This is a genomic window from Pseudomonas idahonensis, assembly GCF_037903935.1.
GTDB classification, from domain to species: domain Bacteria; phylum Pseudomonadota; class Gammaproteobacteria; order Pseudomonadales; family Pseudomonadaceae; genus Aquipseudomonas; species Aquipseudomonas danubii.
In genome coordinates this window covers 2,777,289-2,793,543 of sequence record NZ_CP149586.1, presented here as the reverse complement: position 1 = coordinate 2,793,543, position 16,255 = coordinate 2,777,289, and the positions used below count along the sequence as shown (strand labels likewise).

Here is a 16,255-nt window from a genome sequence, read left to right as displayed (position 1 = left end):
GCCTGCCCCGGGCTAGCCGGCTATGCATTTCAGTCGTCCAGCGGCTTGGGCGCCGCCGCCGGCTTGGCCGCCTTGCCGGCCTTGGCATTGGCCGGTTTGGCTTCCGGCTCGGGAGCCGGAGCTGGAGCCGCCGCCTGTTTCTCCGCCGCCGGCAGCTGGTCGACCGCGCTGAAGACTTCCTTGAGCTCGATGCTTCCGGAGTGCTCGAGCTTTTTCTCGCCGTCCTTGCCCACCAGGATCACCTTGGTCTGGGCCCCCGCCCCCAGCTTGAGGCTGCGGATCAGGGCCATGGTGGATTGCGGGTCGATGTCCTTGCCATCGCGCTGGCCGATGGTGTTGATCACCGTGTACAGGACCATGTTGCGTTCGTTGAAGGCTTGACGGGTCGCCGGCTCATCCAGGGATTTCTTCAGGCTCACCAGGGTCGGGTCCACGGTGCTGGGGGCGATCACGATCAATGGCCGTGACTTGCCCAGGTCCTGAGCCAATGGGCCGTCGTTGTCGGCCGCCAGGACCGGGCCGGCGACAGCGAGCAGAGTAGCGAGGGTCAATGGCCGAATGAACATGCGTCTCTCCTTATGTTTTCCACGCAGTAATGATTGCGCATTGCAGGAAAAGGTCCAGGCCGGGACTCAAAATCTGACATTTTTTTGCCCGGCCGGCCGGGCCTGCGCCTCGTGGTCTATAGGCGGCGGGAAACAAGGGCTACAGGGTTGGCAGCGATCATAGAAGTGCATTCCACGGTAAGGTTTTGTTGCATATAAGCGGGCTGTACGGAATATCGGAACAGCGGTTGCGCCGAAACTTTCACGCCCTCCTCCGGCAGCAGAATATGCCGTCTTTCATACCACCGTCCCTGACCAGCTCGTACATCAAGCGTATTGAACGGCAGCATTTTAAAGTTGCTTGCAAAGTGTCATTTTGCAAACGCCAGAAAACAGGCACAACGGTTCACTGACCTTTAACAACCTTTCTATCTCGGGGCTTTCGATGCTTTCAGCATCTCGCTGAACTCACCCAGCAATGCAAAGGGAACAACGCATCGAGGCACAGGCTGATATCAGCCGAAAGTTGCAACTCGCTCTGCAGTTCAATGCACAGAACAATGATCTGGAACAAATAACTCAATGAACGCCGACTTGTTCTTCCATTGCCGACCGAACTATAGTGCGGCGCGGCACGGACAGCCCGTTACACCACCCTTATTGCGCGGCAACTCGTTACATTCCTGAACGTTATCCAACGGCGGTTTTTTCGAATGAGCGTCCGACCCCGATGATCCCTCTCCTCGTCTGCGATGACTCGAGCATGGCCCGCAAGCAGGTGCTGCGGACCTTGCCCAGTGAGTGGCGGGTGTCCGTGACCCAGGCCTGCAACGGCCGCGAAGGCCTGGAAGCCCTGCGCCGGGGGCTGGGCAAGGTGGCGTTGCTGGACCTGACCATGCCGGTGATGGACGGCTACCAGGTCTTGAGTGCGGTACAGGAAGAAGGCATCGACGCACAGATCATCGTCATCTCCGGCGACGTCCAGGAAGAAGCGGTCCGTCGCACCCGCGAACTGGGGGCCCGGGCCTTCCTGAAGAAGCCCTTCGATCCCCAGCAGTTGCGTGCACTGCTCAACGAACTGCAACTGCTGGACAGCCCTGGCGCATCCCCCGTCGCCCCCCTGTCGCCGCCACCCCTGGTGACCTTTCGCGACGCGTTCCGGGAAACCGTCAACGTCTCCATGGGCTACGCCGCGGCGCTGATCGCCAAGGTCCTGGACGTGTTCGTGCACCTGCCGATCCCTCACGTCAATGTGCTGGAGGCCGGCGAACTGCAGATGCTCCTGGCCGATGCCAATCGCGCCCGGCAACTGACTGCCATCTGCCAAAGCTATATCGGCAGCGGCATTGCCGGCGAAGCGCTGCTGATGTTCTACGACTCGGAAGTGGCCGACATCGCCCAACTGATGGAACAGGGCACCGATCCCTATCAGGAAATGGAAGTGCTGATCGACCTGTCCAGCGTGTTGATCGGTGCCTGCTTGAGCAGCATTGCCGAGCAGTTGGATGTGTTCTTTTCCGTGGGTCATCCCCAGGTGCTGGGCGAACACACCACCATCGATGAATTGATCGTGCTCAACCAGCAACGCTGGAACAGGACCCAAGCGGTGGAGATCAGCTACAGCCTGGAAGAACAGAACATCCACTTCGACCTGTTGCTGCTGTTCACCGAGAGCTCCATGGCCTTGCTGGAACAGAAGCTCGCCTACCTGATGAATTGAGCCATGCCCAAACGAATGGATTTCAGTGAACTGCACTGGCTGCTGGCGGTGGTCCAGAGCATCGATGTGGGGATCGTGGTGCTCGATCTGGAGTGCCGGGTCCAGGTGTGGAACAGCTTCATGGAGAACCGCTCCGGCGTGCCCTCCAAGCAGGCCATCGACCAGTCCTTTTTTGAGCTGTTCCCCGAGGTCGAGCGACCCTGGTTCACCCGCAAGGTCGGGCGTGTGGTGGCCCTGGGCACACCGGCCTTTACCATCTGGAAGCAGCGGCCGTACCTGGTGCATTTCAACAATTACCAACCGATTACCGGCCAGGGCGAGTTCATGTACCAGAACACCACGCTGCTGCCGCTGCGTTCGTCCAACAGCGAGATCCATCATGTCTGCCTGGTGATCTACGACCTCACCGACGTGGCGATCAACAGCCTGGCGCTGCAGAAGGCCAACCAGCAGTTGCAGCACCTGTCACGCGTCGACCACCTGACCCAGCTGTTCAACCGTGGCCACTGGGAACAGCGCCTGGCGTTCGAATACAGCCGCCACGGCAACGCCATTGCCCTGCTGATGCTGGACATCGACCACTTCAAGTCGATCAATGATCGCTACGGGCACCAGGCCGGCGACGCGGTGATCAAACGCGTGTCGCAACTGATCCACGAGCATGTGCGCGACAGCGACGTGGCCGGGCGTTATGGCGGCGAAGAGTTCGCCATCCTCCTGCCCCACACCGATCTGGCCGGTGCCCACACCCTGGCCGAGCGCCTGCGCCAGTCGGTGGAAGCACAACAGGTGATCCACAACGGCCAGGCCATCGCCTTCACCATCAGCCTGGGCATCGCCTGCCTCGACCGTCCGGCCCGGGACCACCGTTGCCTGATCGAGTGGGCCGACCAGGCGCTGTACGCCTCCAAGCACGCCGGGCGCAATCGGGTCAGCACCTACGCGCCTTGAACAGCGGCACTCGGGCGCCTTGAACAGGGGCACTCAGGCCCCTTGAAAAAAAACCGCCGCCAAGGGATAAACTGCGCGCTTTTCCGGTCCATCCCCCGGTCTGCTACGCCTTTTCCAGCGCCACAAGGAGTCCTGCGCGCATGTCCCAGTCGAATTCGAACCTGTCCCCGCAACAGCAATGGCAGCAAGCCGTGCTGACCTATGCCCGCGACATCAACCGCTATGTCGAAACCGGCACCCGCGAGGGCTGGAAGGGCTTGAAGGAACCGAACATGCCCGACACCGAGCACCTGTTGCAGGACTGGCAAGCGGCCCTGGAGGCGAGCAATCAGTGCCCCCATGATGAGGCCGCGCGCCAGGCGTTCCGCCAGGACTGGCCGCCGGCACACTTCCCACTGACGCCGCGCCTGGAAAGCCAGGGGCGGATGATTCCGACCCTGGCCCTGTTGCCGGACGGTAGCCTGCTGGCACGCATCGGCGCGCCCTATGAGGCCGGCTTCGTGGTGCATATCGACGATGCGCGGATCCAGACCCTGGAGCAGGTGGAGTGCTTCGGCATGTGCCCGCAGCGGCGTTACTTCGCCTGGGGCCGGGCCGACGGCATCCAGGTCACTGACGGCTGGAACGGGCCTCAGGTCGCCAGCTTTCCCTGGCCCGCCCCTCACGCCGGCCTGCCGGCAGGTCTGGAGCTTGAAGACAGCGGACGCCCCTCTGCCACCAGCCTGATCCCTTTCCCCGACGGGCGCCGGGTGCTGCTGGTGAGTGCCGACGGCATCTTCGTCCTGGCTGCCGATGGCGCCACCCGCCTGCTGCGCAGCCTTGAGGACATCCAGCAGGACCTGGCCGACGGCGTCGCCGCCGAAGACCTGAGCATCGGCCTGAGCATGGAACATGGCGCGGTGTCGCCCGATGGCCAGTGGATCGCCATCGGCGAGCAAAGCGGGATGCACCTGGTGTTCGATGCAAGGTTGCAGCAGGTCGCGCAGATCGGCCCCGCCAGCGAGTACCCGCACTTCGCTCACTTCAACCAGCGCGGCGACCGCCTGCTGCTCAATGCTTGCCACTTCTATGGCGGCGCCAGCGTGGGGGTGGCGGTAGCCGACCTGCCGGGGCTCTCCACCGACTTCTACAGCGACGACCCGCGCACCCCGGTGCTGCAAGAAGGCGCCCGGGTATATGCCGCTGCTTCACGGGGCGACGAGTTCATCATCGGCGACGCCTACGGTTACCTGCGGGCCATCAGTGAAACCGGCGAAGAGCGCTGGCAGCACTACATCGGCTCGACCCTCACCGCCATGGACATCAGCGTCGACGGCAAGACCCTGGTGGCCGCGACCTATGCCGGGATCATCGTCCAGATCGCCCTGGATAGCGGACGACCGGACTGGCAGATCGGCACCGGCGAGCACCACGAACTGCGGCGCTGGCTGTTCTGGAAGGACTTCGCCAAGCCCCTGCTGTGGTGAGTGTGTTTTAAACCGGCGGGCGCGAGAAACTCACCTGCAGTTGCAGGTGATCCGGATCATCGATCGCCCGCAGGTACTCCTCGACACTGACCTCGCCAGCACTGGAGCGCGCCCCCGAGACCGGCACATGGCCGGCCAGCAGCTTGTGCACCAGGGCCACCGCAGCGCAACTGGGGATCTCCGGGCCGTGATCGTGGGTGGCGGTCAACTGCGCGTACATCGACAGCGGCTGACCGTCCTGGCCCAGGCCATGCACGTCCACGTACATGGCACTGAGGCCGTCGCCGAAACCTTCAAACCAAGTGCCGCAACGATGCAGACGCGCCGCCCAAGGCGCCGGGTCGTCGATCAGCCCGAGCTTCACCGCCTGAGCCAGCAGGGCGTTGGCCAGCCCGGCGATCTTCAGCCCGGCACCCGCCTTGAAGCTCAAGGTGTGGGCGCCATAACGCTCGGCGAACAGGTCCAGGTCCGGCACATCGACATTGGCCACCAGCCGCGTGCCCAGCCTGGGCAGCTTGCGCAAGGTCAGGCCCTGCCAGCCGATCACGGGGAGCGGCTGGCCGTCCTTGAGTTGCAGGATCGGCCGGCCGGCGTAGGCCAGTACACCCTGGATGGTGGACAAGCCGGGCATTTTCGCCGAGGAGGAAATACCGTGCTCGATCCGATCGATGCGGGAGAACCGCTCACGGTGCTCATCGATGATCGCCGTCGACAGGGTCGGCACCGAACTGCACCCGCTGAGGAGGGTCACCCCGGCGGCCCGAGCCGCTTCATCCAGGGTGCCGATACCGCGCACGAACTGGCGGCAGTCGGCCAGGTCGCAGTAGTTGACCCCAGCCTCGATGCAGCCCTGGGCCACCGCGTAGGACTGGCCCTGGAACGGCCCTGCGGTGTGGATCACCCAATGCACATCCAGGGCCTTGAGCGCCGGCACCCACTGCGGGCCCATGGCATCGCCGCACCAGCCTTCGCAGGGCTGTCCAGCCTCGGCTTGCAGCGCCTGAACCTTGGCCGCGAGCTTGCGCGGGTCACGCCCGGAAATCAGCAGATGCACCCCGGGCGTCTGGATCAGATAGCGGCAGACGATGCTGCCGAAATTGCCATAACCACCGACCACCAACACCCTGAGCGTCATTACCTGCATCCTTGAACCAAGCCATTGCGCAGCTGCCAAGCTGCCATTCGAGGCGCGGCAGCTTGGTGGATTTGCCAGGGATCGACAAGCCCCCGGTTGCCTGCGGCGGCCTCCTCAACCACCCTCGGCGAAGCGTCGTAATATTCAGTTAGAAAAAAAATGCCAATGCCGGTCCGGCATAATGCTATGCAAATTCCTCATCAACTCGGGCCTTGGAGCGTGTTAGCCTCGTCCTGCTATGTCGGCTTCGCATAATAAACTTGCCGGTTCACGCAACCGAGTGAGACCCAGACGCCTTGTTACCCCCCTTTGCTTCACCTTCATCTGCCCAACTAACGTTTCGCTGCGAGCCCTTCAATCATCGGCTCGCCAAGGGAACTGATTGCAAAATCTGACTCGACCTCAAGGTCGATCTCTCGATCCTATCTCGGAGCTGTTATGTCCAGGCTTTCCCATCAAGATTTGCGCCGCGGTTTCCGTGAACTGATCGCTTCCAACTCCTGCTACCACACCGCTTCCGTGTTCGACCCGATGTCTGCCCGTATCGCCGCCGACCTGGGTTTTGAAGTGGGCATCCTGGGTGGCTCCGTGGCTTCGCTGCAAGTGCTGGCGGCCCCTGACTTCGCCCTGATCACCCTCAGCGAATTCGCCGAACAGGCCACCCGCATCGGCCGCGTGGCCCAGTTGCCGGTGATCGCCGATGCCGACCATGGCTATGGCAACGCGCTGAACGTGATGCGCACCGTGGTTGAACTGGAACGCGCCGGCATTGCCGCGCTGACCATCGAAGACACCCTGCTGCCGGCGCAGTTCGGGCGTAAATCCACTGACCTGATTTCGGTGGCCGAAGGCGTCGGCAAGATCCGCGCCGCCCTGGAAGCCCGGGTCGATAACGAACTGGCGATCATCGCCCGGACCAACGCCGGGATTCTCCCGGTGCAGGAAATCATCAGCCGCACCCAGCAGTATCAGCGTGCCGGCGCCGACGCCATCTGCATGGTGGGCATTCGTGATTTCGAGCAACTGGAGCAGATCTCCGAGCACCTGAGTGTGCCGCTGATGCTGGTGACCTACGGCAACCCGGCCCTGCGCGACGACGCACGCCTGGCGGAGCTGGGAGTGAAAATCGTGGTGGACGGCCACGCCGCCTACTTCGCCGCGATCAAGGCCACTTACGATTGCCTGCGGGAACAGCGGCAGATCTTCACCCAGGCCTCGGACCTGAGTGCCACCGAACTGGCTCATACCTACACCCAGCCCGAGGACTACATCGTCTGGGCCAAGGAGTTCATGAGCGTCAAGGAGTAACACCGGCGATGGGCCGGGGTGAGGCGCAACGCCTCAACCCTGGGCCGATTTCAGCGCGCCTTCCACGCAGTCGAGGATCTGCCCGATGGTCCAGGGCTTGCGAATGAAGGACACCGGATAACGCACCCCGGAACTCTCGGGGGTCTCGAAACCCGACATGACCACAATGGGCAGCGACGGCCAGTGCTCACCGCACAGGTTGCTCAGGCTGGCGCCATTGAGCCGGCCGGGCATGGTGATATCGGTCAGCAGCAGGGCCACGTCCGCGGCATGTTGTTGCAGGAACTCCCAGGCCCGGTCGGCACTCTCCATGGCCTCGGTGGAAAACCCCTCGTCCTGCAGAATCTCGCAGAGGAACTCCAGCACCGTCGGTTCATCCTCCACCACCAGGATCAAACGGGAGGTGGCGTCTGGGTTGACGGACGAGGCTGGGCACATGGGGTAACACTCCCTGAAGGTTTGAGGACTCTACGGACAGGACCGCTGACAAGAGTTATGAGCGGCGGCTTGACGATAAATTCATTCCCGATGCGCGCGCAGTGTTTTTTTCGGACAGGTCCGAACCGGCTGGCGATAATGCGACCCCGATATCAGCGTAACAAGGGAGACAGGTCATCCATGGAGTTCGATCCCCAACGCCTGGCCCAGGCCCGCCACCTGGTGGTGTTCAGTGGCGCCGGAGTCTCGGCCGAAAGCGCCATCCCGACCTTTCGCGACGCCCTGACCGGGTTGTGGGAGAACTTCGACCCGGCGCGGCTGGCCACGCCCCAAGCCTTTCGCGAGGACCCGGCGCTGGTCTGGGGCTGGTATGAATGGCGCCGCATGAAAGTGCTCCAGGCCCGACCCAACCCGGCCCACCTGGCGATTGCCGAACTGGCCCGACGCGTACCGCGCCTGACCCTGATCACCCAGAATGTCGATGACCTGCACGAGCGCGCCGGCAGCTCCTCGGTGCTGCACCTGCACGGCAGCCTGCACCACCCCAAGTGCTTCGCCTGCAACCGCCCCTTCAGCGGCGAACTGCCAGAACCCCTGTTGCCGGAGCAGGGTTGCAGCCTGGAGCCCCCCCGTTGCACCGGCTGCAACGGCAAGATCCGCCCCGGGGTGGTGTGGTTCGGCGAAGCCCTGCCACCGCACATCCTCAAGGAGGCATTCAAAGCGGCAGGCGAATGCGACCTGCTGTTGTCGGTAGGCACCTCGGGTCTGGTGCAGCCGGCGGCGCAGATCCCCCAACTGGCGCTGGAGCAAGGTGCCTGCGTGGTGCACATCAACCCGCAGCCCCAGGCCTGTACGAAGCCTGAGGAATACAGCCTGGTGGGCAAGGCCGGAGAGATTCTGCCGCAATTGCTGCGTCAGGCCTTTGCCTGACTTCCTGGCGGTTCAAGCCGAGCCGCCGTTTCTGTTCAAGGACGCTTTCACATGCCGCAATCCCCCGACTCTTCATGGTTTGAAGCCGCCTGGGCACAACGAGAAGAACAACTCTACCCGGCGCTGTTCGGCGACCTGGGCCCGGGTATCTACCCGCTGGACATGACACTGTTCAGCGAGGTCTTTGGCCAGACCGCGGTCGACCCACGCTGGCTCAGCCACGGGGTCTTCGAGTCACCTCCCACTGCCACGCGCAGCAGTTGGCTGTATGTCACCTCAGGGCTGTCCAATGCCTGGGAAGATGCGCAACCCGAGACCGACGGCGAGTCCGGCATGGGCCAGGAACTGCTGCTGGAAACCCCTGAGCAGGCGCCCTGGGCCCTGCGCCTGCTGCGCAAGTTCTGCGCCTATCAACTGCTATTGGCCGCCGGCCGTTTCGGCGAACAGCCGCCGCTGGACGAATGGGACCGCATGCGTACCGGGCAACCCATCGACGGCGGCGACAGCCTGTTGCAGGCATTGCTGTTCATTCCCGCACCGGCCTTTGCCGGGCCTCATCAATTGCTGAGCGGACGCTTCGAATTCCTGCAGATCGTCGGCCTGACCCTGGACGAACACGCCTGGGGCCAGGGCGCGGGGTATCCGGCCCTGCAGCAACGCCTGGCCCAGGCCGGAGCCTCGCCAGTGATGGACCCGGCACGGGCCAGTGTCTGCTGAGGCTCGATGAAAATTCACCGCGACCGTGACGGATCGTCATTTTTCCAGCCACAGCGGGCCCGCTTGAGGTAGATTCAGACAGCGAACAATCTCGCGACGACGTTTGCTTTCTTGCCCTGCCGCTGGAAACCAAGCCCCGTACCGGTGGCTCTTTCACTGCCCCGCCGTTTTTCGCCACTGACCGCACATGGCGCGGTGGCGCCGATTTCAGGAAATGGATTAATGCCGCAAAGACAAGTGATCAATGCTTCGGTGAGCCCGAAAGGCAGCCTGGAGACCCTCTCGCAACGTGAAGTGCAACAACTCAGCGCCGCCGGTTCCGGCAGCATCTACACGCTGTTCCGCCAGTGCGCCCTGGCGATCCTCAACACCGGCGCCCACGTCGACAACGCCAAGACCATCCTCGACGCCTACCACGATTTCGAAGTGCGCATTCACCAGCAGGACCGTGGCGTGCGCCTGGAACTGCTGAACGCACCGGCCGACGCCTTCGTCGACGGCGAGATGATTGCCAGCACCCGGGAAATGCTCTTCAGCGCCCTGCGCGACATCGTCTACACCGAGAACGAACTGGACAGCCAGCGCATCGACCTGGAGAGCTCCCAGGGCATCACCGACTACGTCTTCCACCTGCTGCGCAACGCCCGCACCCTGCGGCCCGGCGTGGAGCCGAAGATGGTGGTGTGCTGGGGCGGCCACTCGATCAATACCGAAGAATACAAATACACCAAGAAGGTCGGCCACGAACTGGGCCTGCGCAAGCTGGACATCTGCACCGGCTGCGGTCCGGGCGTGATGAAGGGCCCGATGAAAGGCGCCACCATCGCCCACGCCAAACAGCGCATGAGCGGCGGCCGCTACCTGGGCCTGACCGAGCCGGGGATCATCGCCGCCGAAGCACCGAACCCCATCGTCAACGAGCTGGTGATCCTGCCGGACATCGAGAAGCGCCTGGAGGCCTTCGTGCGTATCGGCCACGGCATCATCATCTTCCCGGGGGGCGCCGGCACCGCAGAGGAATTCCTCTACCTGCTGGGCATCCTGATGCACCCGGACAACCGTGAACTGCCGTTCCCGGTGATCCTGACCGGTCCCAAGAGCGCAGCGCCCTATCTGGAGCAGCTCAACGCCTTTGTCCTGGCGACCCTGGGCGAAGCGGCGCAGAAGCACTACCAGATCATCATCGACAACCCGGCAGAAGTGGCCCGGCAGATGACCGAAGGGCTGAAGACCGTCAAGCAGTTCCGCCGCGAACGCAACGACGCCTTCCACTTCAACTGGCTGCTGAAGATCGACGAGGGCTTCCAGCGCCCCTTCGATCCGACCCACGAGAACATGGCCAACCTGCAACTGAACCACGCGCTGGCGCCCCACGAACTGGCGGCCAACCTGCGCCGGGCGTTCTCCGGCATCGTCGCCGGCAACGTCAAGGACCAGGGCATCCGCCTGATCGAACAGAAAGGTCCCTACAGCATCCACGGTGACCCGGCGATCATGCAGCCCCTGGACCAACTGCTCAAAGCCTTCGTCGAGCAGCACCGCATGAAGCTGCCAGGCGGCGCGGCCTATGTGCCGTGCTACCGCGTAGTGAGCTGATCCCCAGCCCCTTCGGTGGTTGAACAGCGCCGCGCGTTCCCTGGGAGCGCGCGGCTTTTTCTTGCCCGGCATTTGCCTCCCGCGCCAGGCCGGCCCCTGGGCTTTGTGCTAGCTGAAACCCGGCAAAGGATGGCCGGGCTCCGCTAGGATGTGGCGCCAACCATCAAGGAGTGATTCATGCCAGCACCAGACATTGCTGGTGGGCCAGCTGTTCGGTGAGCGGGACCAATGGGCCACGGCGCCAGACCTGACTTTTCACTCCCGCAGCGCCGCACAGGCACTGTGCGCCGGCCTGCACATCGAGCATTTCGAGGAAAGCGAAGGGCTGGGCAAGAGCCTGCGCGGTCCCAAGCACAACCACAGGTTCGACCTGATCCTGCGCAAACCCTGACGGACACCACCAAGGCCGCCGCCCCCCCCTTTCTCCATCCCCTCCCCCTATCCCCGGACAACGCCGCTGCACACGGCGTTGCCACCTGCAAAACGCAGCGGGTTTGACAGCCTCATGGCCACGTGAAATAGTTTTCAAATATTATGGAACGACATTCCATTTTTTATAAATACACCAAAAAAGGCCTGTCATCGTGAGCGAAGTTCCCGCCGCAACCCTCCCGCCCCTGGATTGTGACCTGCTGGTGATCGGCTCCGGAGCTGCCGGTCTGGCCTGTGCCGTGACCGCCGCCTGGCATGGGCTGAAGGTGGTAGTAGTGGAAAAGGATTCCACTTTCGGCGGTGCCAGTGCCTGGTCCGGTGGCTGGATGTGGGTGCCGGGCAATCCGCTGGCACGCCGCGCCGGCATCCATGAAAACCCGCAGCAACCGCGCACCTACCTCAGGCATGAACTGGGCGAAGGCTACGACGCCGGACGCATCGACGCCTTTCTCGATAACGGCCCACAAATGGTGGCCTTCTTCGAACAGCACACCGCCCTGCAGTTCGTCGACGGCAATGGCATTCCGGACATCCATGGCCAGGTGCCCGGGGCTGGCATCGAGGGTCATCAGGTGATCGCCGCGCCCTATGACGCCCGGGCCATTGGTCCCTTGCTGGCGCGCCTGCGCCGGACCCTGCGCGAGACCTCGTTCCTGGGCATGCCGATCATGGCCGGGGCCGACCTGGGCGCCTTTCTCAGCATGACGCGCTCGTTCAAGTCGCTGTTGCATGTGGGCAAGCGTTTTGTCCGCCATTTGCGGGACCTGGCGCTGCATGGTCGGGCCATGCACCTGGTGAACGGCGTGGCGCTGATCGGCCGGCTGGCGAAGTCGGCCCAGGACCTGGGAGTGAATCTGCTGGAGTCGTCGCCGGCCCGTTCGCTGCTACAGGACGAACAAGGGGTGCACGGCGCCCTGGTCGACACGCCTCAGGGGCCGCGGGAGATCCGTGCCCGTCGCGGCGTGGTCCTGGCGGCCGGCGGTTTTGCCCACGACCCGGTTCGACGCCAGGCGCTGTTTCCCCGGGCGCCTGGCCCCGACGAGCATCTGGCCTTGCCCCCCTTGAGCTGCTCGGGGGACGGCATTCGTCTCGGTGAAGCCGCAGGTGCCGTGCTGGCCACCGACCTTGCCAGCCCGGTGGCCTGGGCCCCGGTATCGCGAGTGCAACACGCCGACGGCAGCATCGGCCACTTTCCCCATATCATCGATCGGGCCAAGCCCGGGGTGATCGGGGTGCTGGCCAATGGCAAACGCTTCGTCAACGAGGCCGACGGTTACTACGACTACACCGCGGCCATGGTGGAAGCGGTTCCGGCCGGCGAGGAAGTGGCGTCCTGGCTGATCTGCGACCACTGCTTCCAGCGTCGTTACGGGCTGGGTTATGCCCGCCCCTTCCCCCTGCCCGTGGGCCATCTGGTGCGCAACGGCTACCTGCAACGGGCCGACTCCATCCAGGAGCTGGCACGGCGTTGCGGCATCGACCCACAAGGCCTGGCCGCCACGGTACAAGCGTTCAACCAGCATGCCCGGCAGGGTCAGGACCCTGAGTTCGGTCGCGGTTCGACGCCCTACAACCGCAAGCAGGGTGACGCCCTGCACCCAGGACCTAACCCCTGTGTGGCGCCTATCCAGCAAGGGCCGTTCTATGGGGTCAAAGTGCTGCCCGGCAGTTTCGGCACCTTTGCCGGGCTCAAGACCAGCCCCCAGGCCCAAGTACTGGATCAGGCCGGGGCAGTGATCCCGGGGCTGTATGCCGCGGGCACCGACATGGCCAGTGTCATGGGCGGTTTCTACCCGTCCGGGGGCATCAACCTGGGGCCGGCCATGACCTTCGGCTACATTGCCGGGCGCCATGCCGCAGGCGTCAGTGACTATGAGGTGATCCTCGAACCGGCCCTTGGCGCAGGTTCCGGACAATGCGCGGCGATGCATTGACCTGGCGCCGCTGGCTCATGGGCTCCAGCCGGGGCCCTGCTCCACCAGGGGTTGCGAGGCCTGCAACTGCGCCTCGATCTGCCGCGCCAGGTAATACACCCCGGCCATGACCCCGTGCTCAGGGTCATGCAACTGCTTGAGCCAGGCCTGATCGAAGGCCACGCCCAGGTCGCGCCGGGTCTGCGCCTGCAGGTCCTCGCGCTCATTGTTCTGGACCAGGGCCCGTACGCCCGCTACCCCCACGGAAATCAGCGCTCCGGCCACCCGCCCCACCGCGGCGGCCACGGCACCGGCCACACCGCGACTGGCGAACTGGGCCTGAAGTTTCTCACTGGTGACCTGGGCCACCTGAGACACGCCCGGCGCCGCCTCCCCCTGATCGGTCGCCGGCCCGGCATGAATCTGCTGCAACAGCGGGGCATAGGCCGGCAGACGGGCCACCGGCTCTACCTGCAACAGTTGCTGCAGCGAAGCGCGTTGCCCGGCCTGGGGCCCAAGATCGATGGCGATGATCCGCGCCAGATGCTGATCCAATTGCGGCACGGGCAACTGGTGACGCGCAGTGCTGAGCTGCACCTGCTGACGCAGCAACTGCACATAGAACTCCATGGCCTCGCCAGTAATGCCATCGGCATCGATCTCCAGCGCCACTGGTGCCAGGACCCGCTGCTGATACTGTTCCTGCAGGTAACCGGCCAGGCGCCTGGAAGCCTGTGCGTCATCGCCCCGGTCGTTCAGGGAATACCAACCGACCTTGAGCGCCAGCCATTCCTGGGTCCAGTAGCCACTGAACCAGGGAATGAAGTGTTCGTCGGTCTGCTGATAGATCCGCGTGCGCCAATGCTCCATGGAGCCCTGGGCATAGACTTCAGCCTGCTGGGTGGCGGAGCGTGAGGCGTTCAGCAGCTCCACGTCCACTTGACGCCAGACGGCCGGACTGACCGGCGCCTGGGCGACGGGCTCGGCGACACGGCTGGCACAGCCAGGAAGGAGCAGTACCAGCACCGCCAGCCCCAGGCTGAACAACCAGGACCTGGGGCGACAGCAACGCAGCGCCAGTGAGCACAAGGCAAGTCCCTCCCTGAAAGGCAAGGCCAGGCCAGACTCGACTGTCCGGCCTGGCCTACTTGCAGTATAGGTAGCGCCACTGCGCCGCCCGGAGCGTTTTGCCAGGCGCTCGTGCAATCGTCACCCACGACGCCTCCGGCATCGGTATATTGCCCGGGGCGCCTGCGCCACGGACCTGCCTCCCCCTACAAGGAACCTTCATGCTCTACCGCATCGCCGCTGACAGCCTGGTGCTGTTTCACCTGTCATTCATCGTCTTCGTGCTGCTGGGAGGCCTGCTGGTGCTGCGTCATCCACGGCTGATGCTGCTGCATCTGCCCGCCGCGGCCTGGGGTGTGGCGGTGGAAGTCCTGCACCTGGAATGCCCGCTGACCCGCTGGGAAAACCTGTTGCGCCACGCCGCCGGCCAGGATGGCTACGGGGCCGGGTTCATCGAGCACTACCTGATCCCACTGATCTACCCCGCCGGGCTGACCCCGGGCATCCAGCTCTGGCTGGGCAGCCTGGTTCTAGTGATCAACCTCTCGGTCTACGGCTACCTGGCACGGCGCTGGAGCCGTACCCGCCACGCCTGAAGCCTCCCCCCTTGTGACCGCAGCGGCGAACCGGCCCGCACCTTGGCGCTCTAGGACGGATCGGCCTCGCAGGCCTGGGTCAGCGCCTGCCAGGTGGCCTGGTCGGCGGGGATCAGGTGCTCGATGCGCAATGACGCCACAGTGATGTCCTGGGGCATGCCAAAGGTGGTGAAGGTGGAAAGAAAACGCAGTTCCCCCGTGGGCCCGCGCACCCGGGTGAGCAGCAACGGCGTGGCCAGGCTTGCAGCACCCGCCGCCTCGCCGGGGCACGGCAGGCTCGCCAGCAGCGCCGCCAGCCCTGGCTGTTGTGCCGCCTCCCGGGCCGCCCGCTGCCAAGCCACCTGGCGGATCTCTTCGGCATTGATCAGGCAGTCACCAAAACCACCGGGCAGCAGCAGGCTCGCCAGCAGATTGAAACCTTGCTCCAGCGCCGCCGGCGGCAGTCCCAAAAGCCCGAACAAGGCCGTGGTGGCGCGATTGGCGGCCAGTACCTGCCAGCCGCTGTCGATGACAATGGCCGGCGCCGGGTTGTTGGCCTGGAGCAGGTGCATCAGCGCGGCGCGCACCGGCTCCAGGCCCGGATCGTCCAACGGCAAGGCGGCATAACGGGGGGCATAGCCGGCGGCAAGATACACCCGGTTGCGTATTTCCAGTGGGGTATCCAGGGTGCTCAGCAAGCCATGCAGCAGCGCCGGGCTGGGCTGCGCCCGGCCCGTCTCGACGCAACTCAGGTGCCGTTGCGACATGCCCACCTGCAACGCCAGATCCAGCTGGCTCAAGCGCGCTTGGCGCCGCAGCTGGCGCAGTTGCGCGCCGACCGGCAGCGCTGGCGCGGGAACGCGTCCAAGGGGTTCAATCATCGGGTTCCATCATCCTTTGGGTGGGTTAGCCGTTGGCGGACAACTCAGCGAACAGGCTTGAAGAAGATCAGTTCGGGATCATCCTCGTCCAGGTTCTCGACCACCCCGCTGGGGCGGAATCCGGCCTTGGCCAGCAGCCCCTGGGCCGCCCGATTGGAACGGTTGGTGGAAGTGAACAGCTTGCTCGTCCGACAAGCCTTCTCGGCGGCGGCGAGCAGCCGTTGTGCCACCCCCTGACGCTGTTGCCCGGGCGCCACAACCACCAGGGAGACGAACCCCTGATCGAAAAAATCATGATTGAGCAGCACATAGCCGGCGATCCTGTCGCACGCCAGCTCAACCCACACCTGGCCCCGCCCGACCGCCTCGCGAAGCGCCTGGCCCCGGCTGGCATGGGATTGTGCGTAGGCATCAAAGCCGAGCATGGCCGGCACATCGTCGGGCCGTGCTTCACGGATCACCCTCGAGGTGCCTGGCTCAGGAGCCTGTTCGCTGTCGCTCATTGCTACTCATTCCTTGAAGCTGATTGTTGTCCGGTGCCGCCCAGCTGAGCGCTTGTGCCCCACGCCTGTCTATGACC

At 64.3% G+C, this 16,255-nt stretch carries 16 protein-coding genes; 10 read left to right on the top strand and 6 right to left on the bottom strand.

Annotated elements, in window-relative coordinates:
* Window positions 1-29: 29 nt before the first annotated feature.
* Window positions 30-566 (bottom strand): DUF4174 domain-containing protein, encoded by a 537-nt coding sequence (locus WIN67_RS12785; RefSeq protein WP_339071397.1) that lies wholly within the window; start codon window positions 564-566, stop codon window positions 30-32.
* Between the two features lie 709 nt (window positions 567-1,275).
* On the opposite strand from WIN67_RS12785, the gene WIN67_RS12780 reads away from it, so the two are divergent.
* The 3 genes from WIN67_RS12780 (at window position 1,276) to WIN67_RS12770 (ending at window position 4,682) form a co-directional block, all read left to right on the top strand.
* Window positions 1,276-2,265 (top strand): response regulator, encoded by a 990-nt coding sequence (locus WIN67_RS12780; RefSeq protein ID WP_102864310.1) that lies wholly within the window; start codon window positions 1,276-1,278, stop codon window positions 2,263-2,265.
* A gap of 3 nt (window positions 2,266-2,268) precedes the next feature.
* Window positions 2,269-3,216, top strand: coding sequence for a sensor domain-containing diguanylate cyclase (locus WIN67_RS12775; protein WP_102864309.1), 948 nt, complete (start codon window positions 2,269-2,271; stop codon window positions 3,214-3,216).
* 140 nt (window positions 3,217-3,356) lie between these two features.
* Entirely contained in the window at window positions 3,357-4,682 is a 1,326-nt protein-coding gene (locus tag WIN67_RS12770; protein WP_339071396.1) for a hypothetical protein, read from the top strand.
* A 7-nt stretch (window positions 4,683-4,689) separates the two neighbouring features.
* Here WIN67_RS12770 and WIN67_RS12765 read toward each other — a convergent pair whose 3' ends face one another.
* Window positions 4,690-5,817: a saccharopine dehydrogenase NADP-binding domain-containing protein gene (locus tag WIN67_RS12765; protein ID WP_110595820.1), complete on the bottom strand. Its 1,128-nt coding sequence runs from the start codon at window positions 5,815-5,817 to the stop codon at window positions 4,690-4,692.
* Between the two features lie 438 nt (window positions 5,818-6,255).
* Between WIN67_RS12765 and WIN67_RS12760 the strand changes: the two genes are divergently transcribed.
* Window positions 6,256-7,125, top strand: a complete 870-nt coding sequence (locus WIN67_RS12760; protein WP_339071395.1) for an oxaloacetate decarboxylase — start codon at window positions 6,256-6,258, stop codon at window positions 7,123-7,125.
* Between the two features lie 33 nt (window positions 7,126-7,158).
* Here the strand turns inward: WIN67_RS12760 and WIN67_RS12755 are convergent, their stop codons facing one another.
* Window positions 7,159-7,563, bottom strand: coding sequence for a response regulator (locus WIN67_RS12755; RefSeq protein ID WP_339071394.1), 405 nt, complete (start codon window positions 7,561-7,563; stop codon window positions 7,159-7,161).
* Between the two features lie 180 nt (window positions 7,564-7,743).
* Here WIN67_RS12755 and WIN67_RS12750 point away from each other — a divergent pair, with 180 nt between their 5' ends.
* The 5 genes from WIN67_RS12750 to WIN67_RS12730 all read left to right on the top strand — a co-directional run bounded on the left by WIN67_RS12750 (window position 7,744) and on the right by WIN67_RS12730 (window position 13,172).
* A complete protein-coding gene (locus tag WIN67_RS12750) occupies window positions 7,744-8,493 on the top strand; it encodes an NAD-dependent deacylase (RefSeq protein ID WP_339071393.1) in 750 nt (249 codons plus the stop codon).
* A gap of 51 nt (window positions 8,494-8,544) precedes the next feature.
* Window positions 8,545-9,210, top strand: coding sequence for a suppressor of fused domain protein (locus WIN67_RS12745; protein ID WP_339071392.1), 666 nt, complete (start codon window positions 8,545-8,547; stop codon window positions 9,208-9,210).
* A 222-nt stretch (window positions 9,211-9,432) separates the two neighbouring features.
* Window positions 9,433-10,806, top strand: a complete 1,374-nt coding sequence (gene ppnN, locus WIN67_RS12740; protein WP_339071391.1) for a nucleotide 5'-monophosphate nucleosidase PpnN — start codon at window positions 9,433-9,435, stop codon at window positions 10,804-10,806.
* Window positions 10,807-11,005: 199 nt separating this feature from the next.
* On the top strand, window positions 11,006-11,197 hold the full coding sequence (locus tag WIN67_RS12735) for a hypothetical protein (RefSeq protein ID WP_146232636.1): 192 nt from the start codon (window positions 11,006-11,008) through the stop codon (window positions 11,195-11,197).
* Between the two features lie 193 nt (window positions 11,198-11,390).
* Window positions 11,391-13,172, top strand: coding sequence for an FAD-dependent oxidoreductase (locus tag WIN67_RS12730; RefSeq protein WP_339071390.1), 1,782 nt, complete (start codon window positions 11,391-11,393; stop codon window positions 13,170-13,172).
* A gap of 15 nt (window positions 13,173-13,187) precedes the next feature.
* Here WIN67_RS12730 and WIN67_RS12725 read toward each other — a convergent pair whose 3' ends face one another.
* A complete protein-coding gene (locus WIN67_RS12725; protein ID WP_249735869.1) occupies window positions 13,188-14,240 on the bottom strand; it encodes a hypothetical protein in 1,053 nt (350 codons plus the stop codon).
* 200 nt (window positions 14,241-14,440) lie between these two features.
* On the opposite strand from WIN67_RS12725, the gene WIN67_RS12720 reads away from it, so the two are divergent.
* A complete protein-coding gene (locus tag WIN67_RS12720) occupies window positions 14,441-14,815 on the top strand; it encodes a DUF2784 domain-containing protein (RefSeq protein ID WP_102864296.1) in 375 nt (124 codons plus the stop codon).
* 50 nt (window positions 14,816-14,865) lie between these two features.
* On the opposite strand, the gene WIN67_RS12715 is transcribed toward WIN67_RS12720, so the two are convergent.
* Entirely contained in the window at window positions 14,866-15,675 is an 810-nt protein-coding gene (locus WIN67_RS12715) for a helix-turn-helix domain-containing protein (RefSeq protein WP_110653763.1), read from the bottom strand.
* A gap of 44 nt (window positions 15,676-15,719) precedes the next feature.
* Complete coding sequence (locus WIN67_RS12710) at window positions 15,720-16,178, bottom strand: GNAT family N-acetyltransferase (RefSeq protein WP_102879890.1); 459 nt, start codon at window positions 16,176-16,178, stop codon at window positions 15,720-15,722.
* Between the last annotated feature and the right edge of the window lie 77 nt (window positions 16,179-16,255).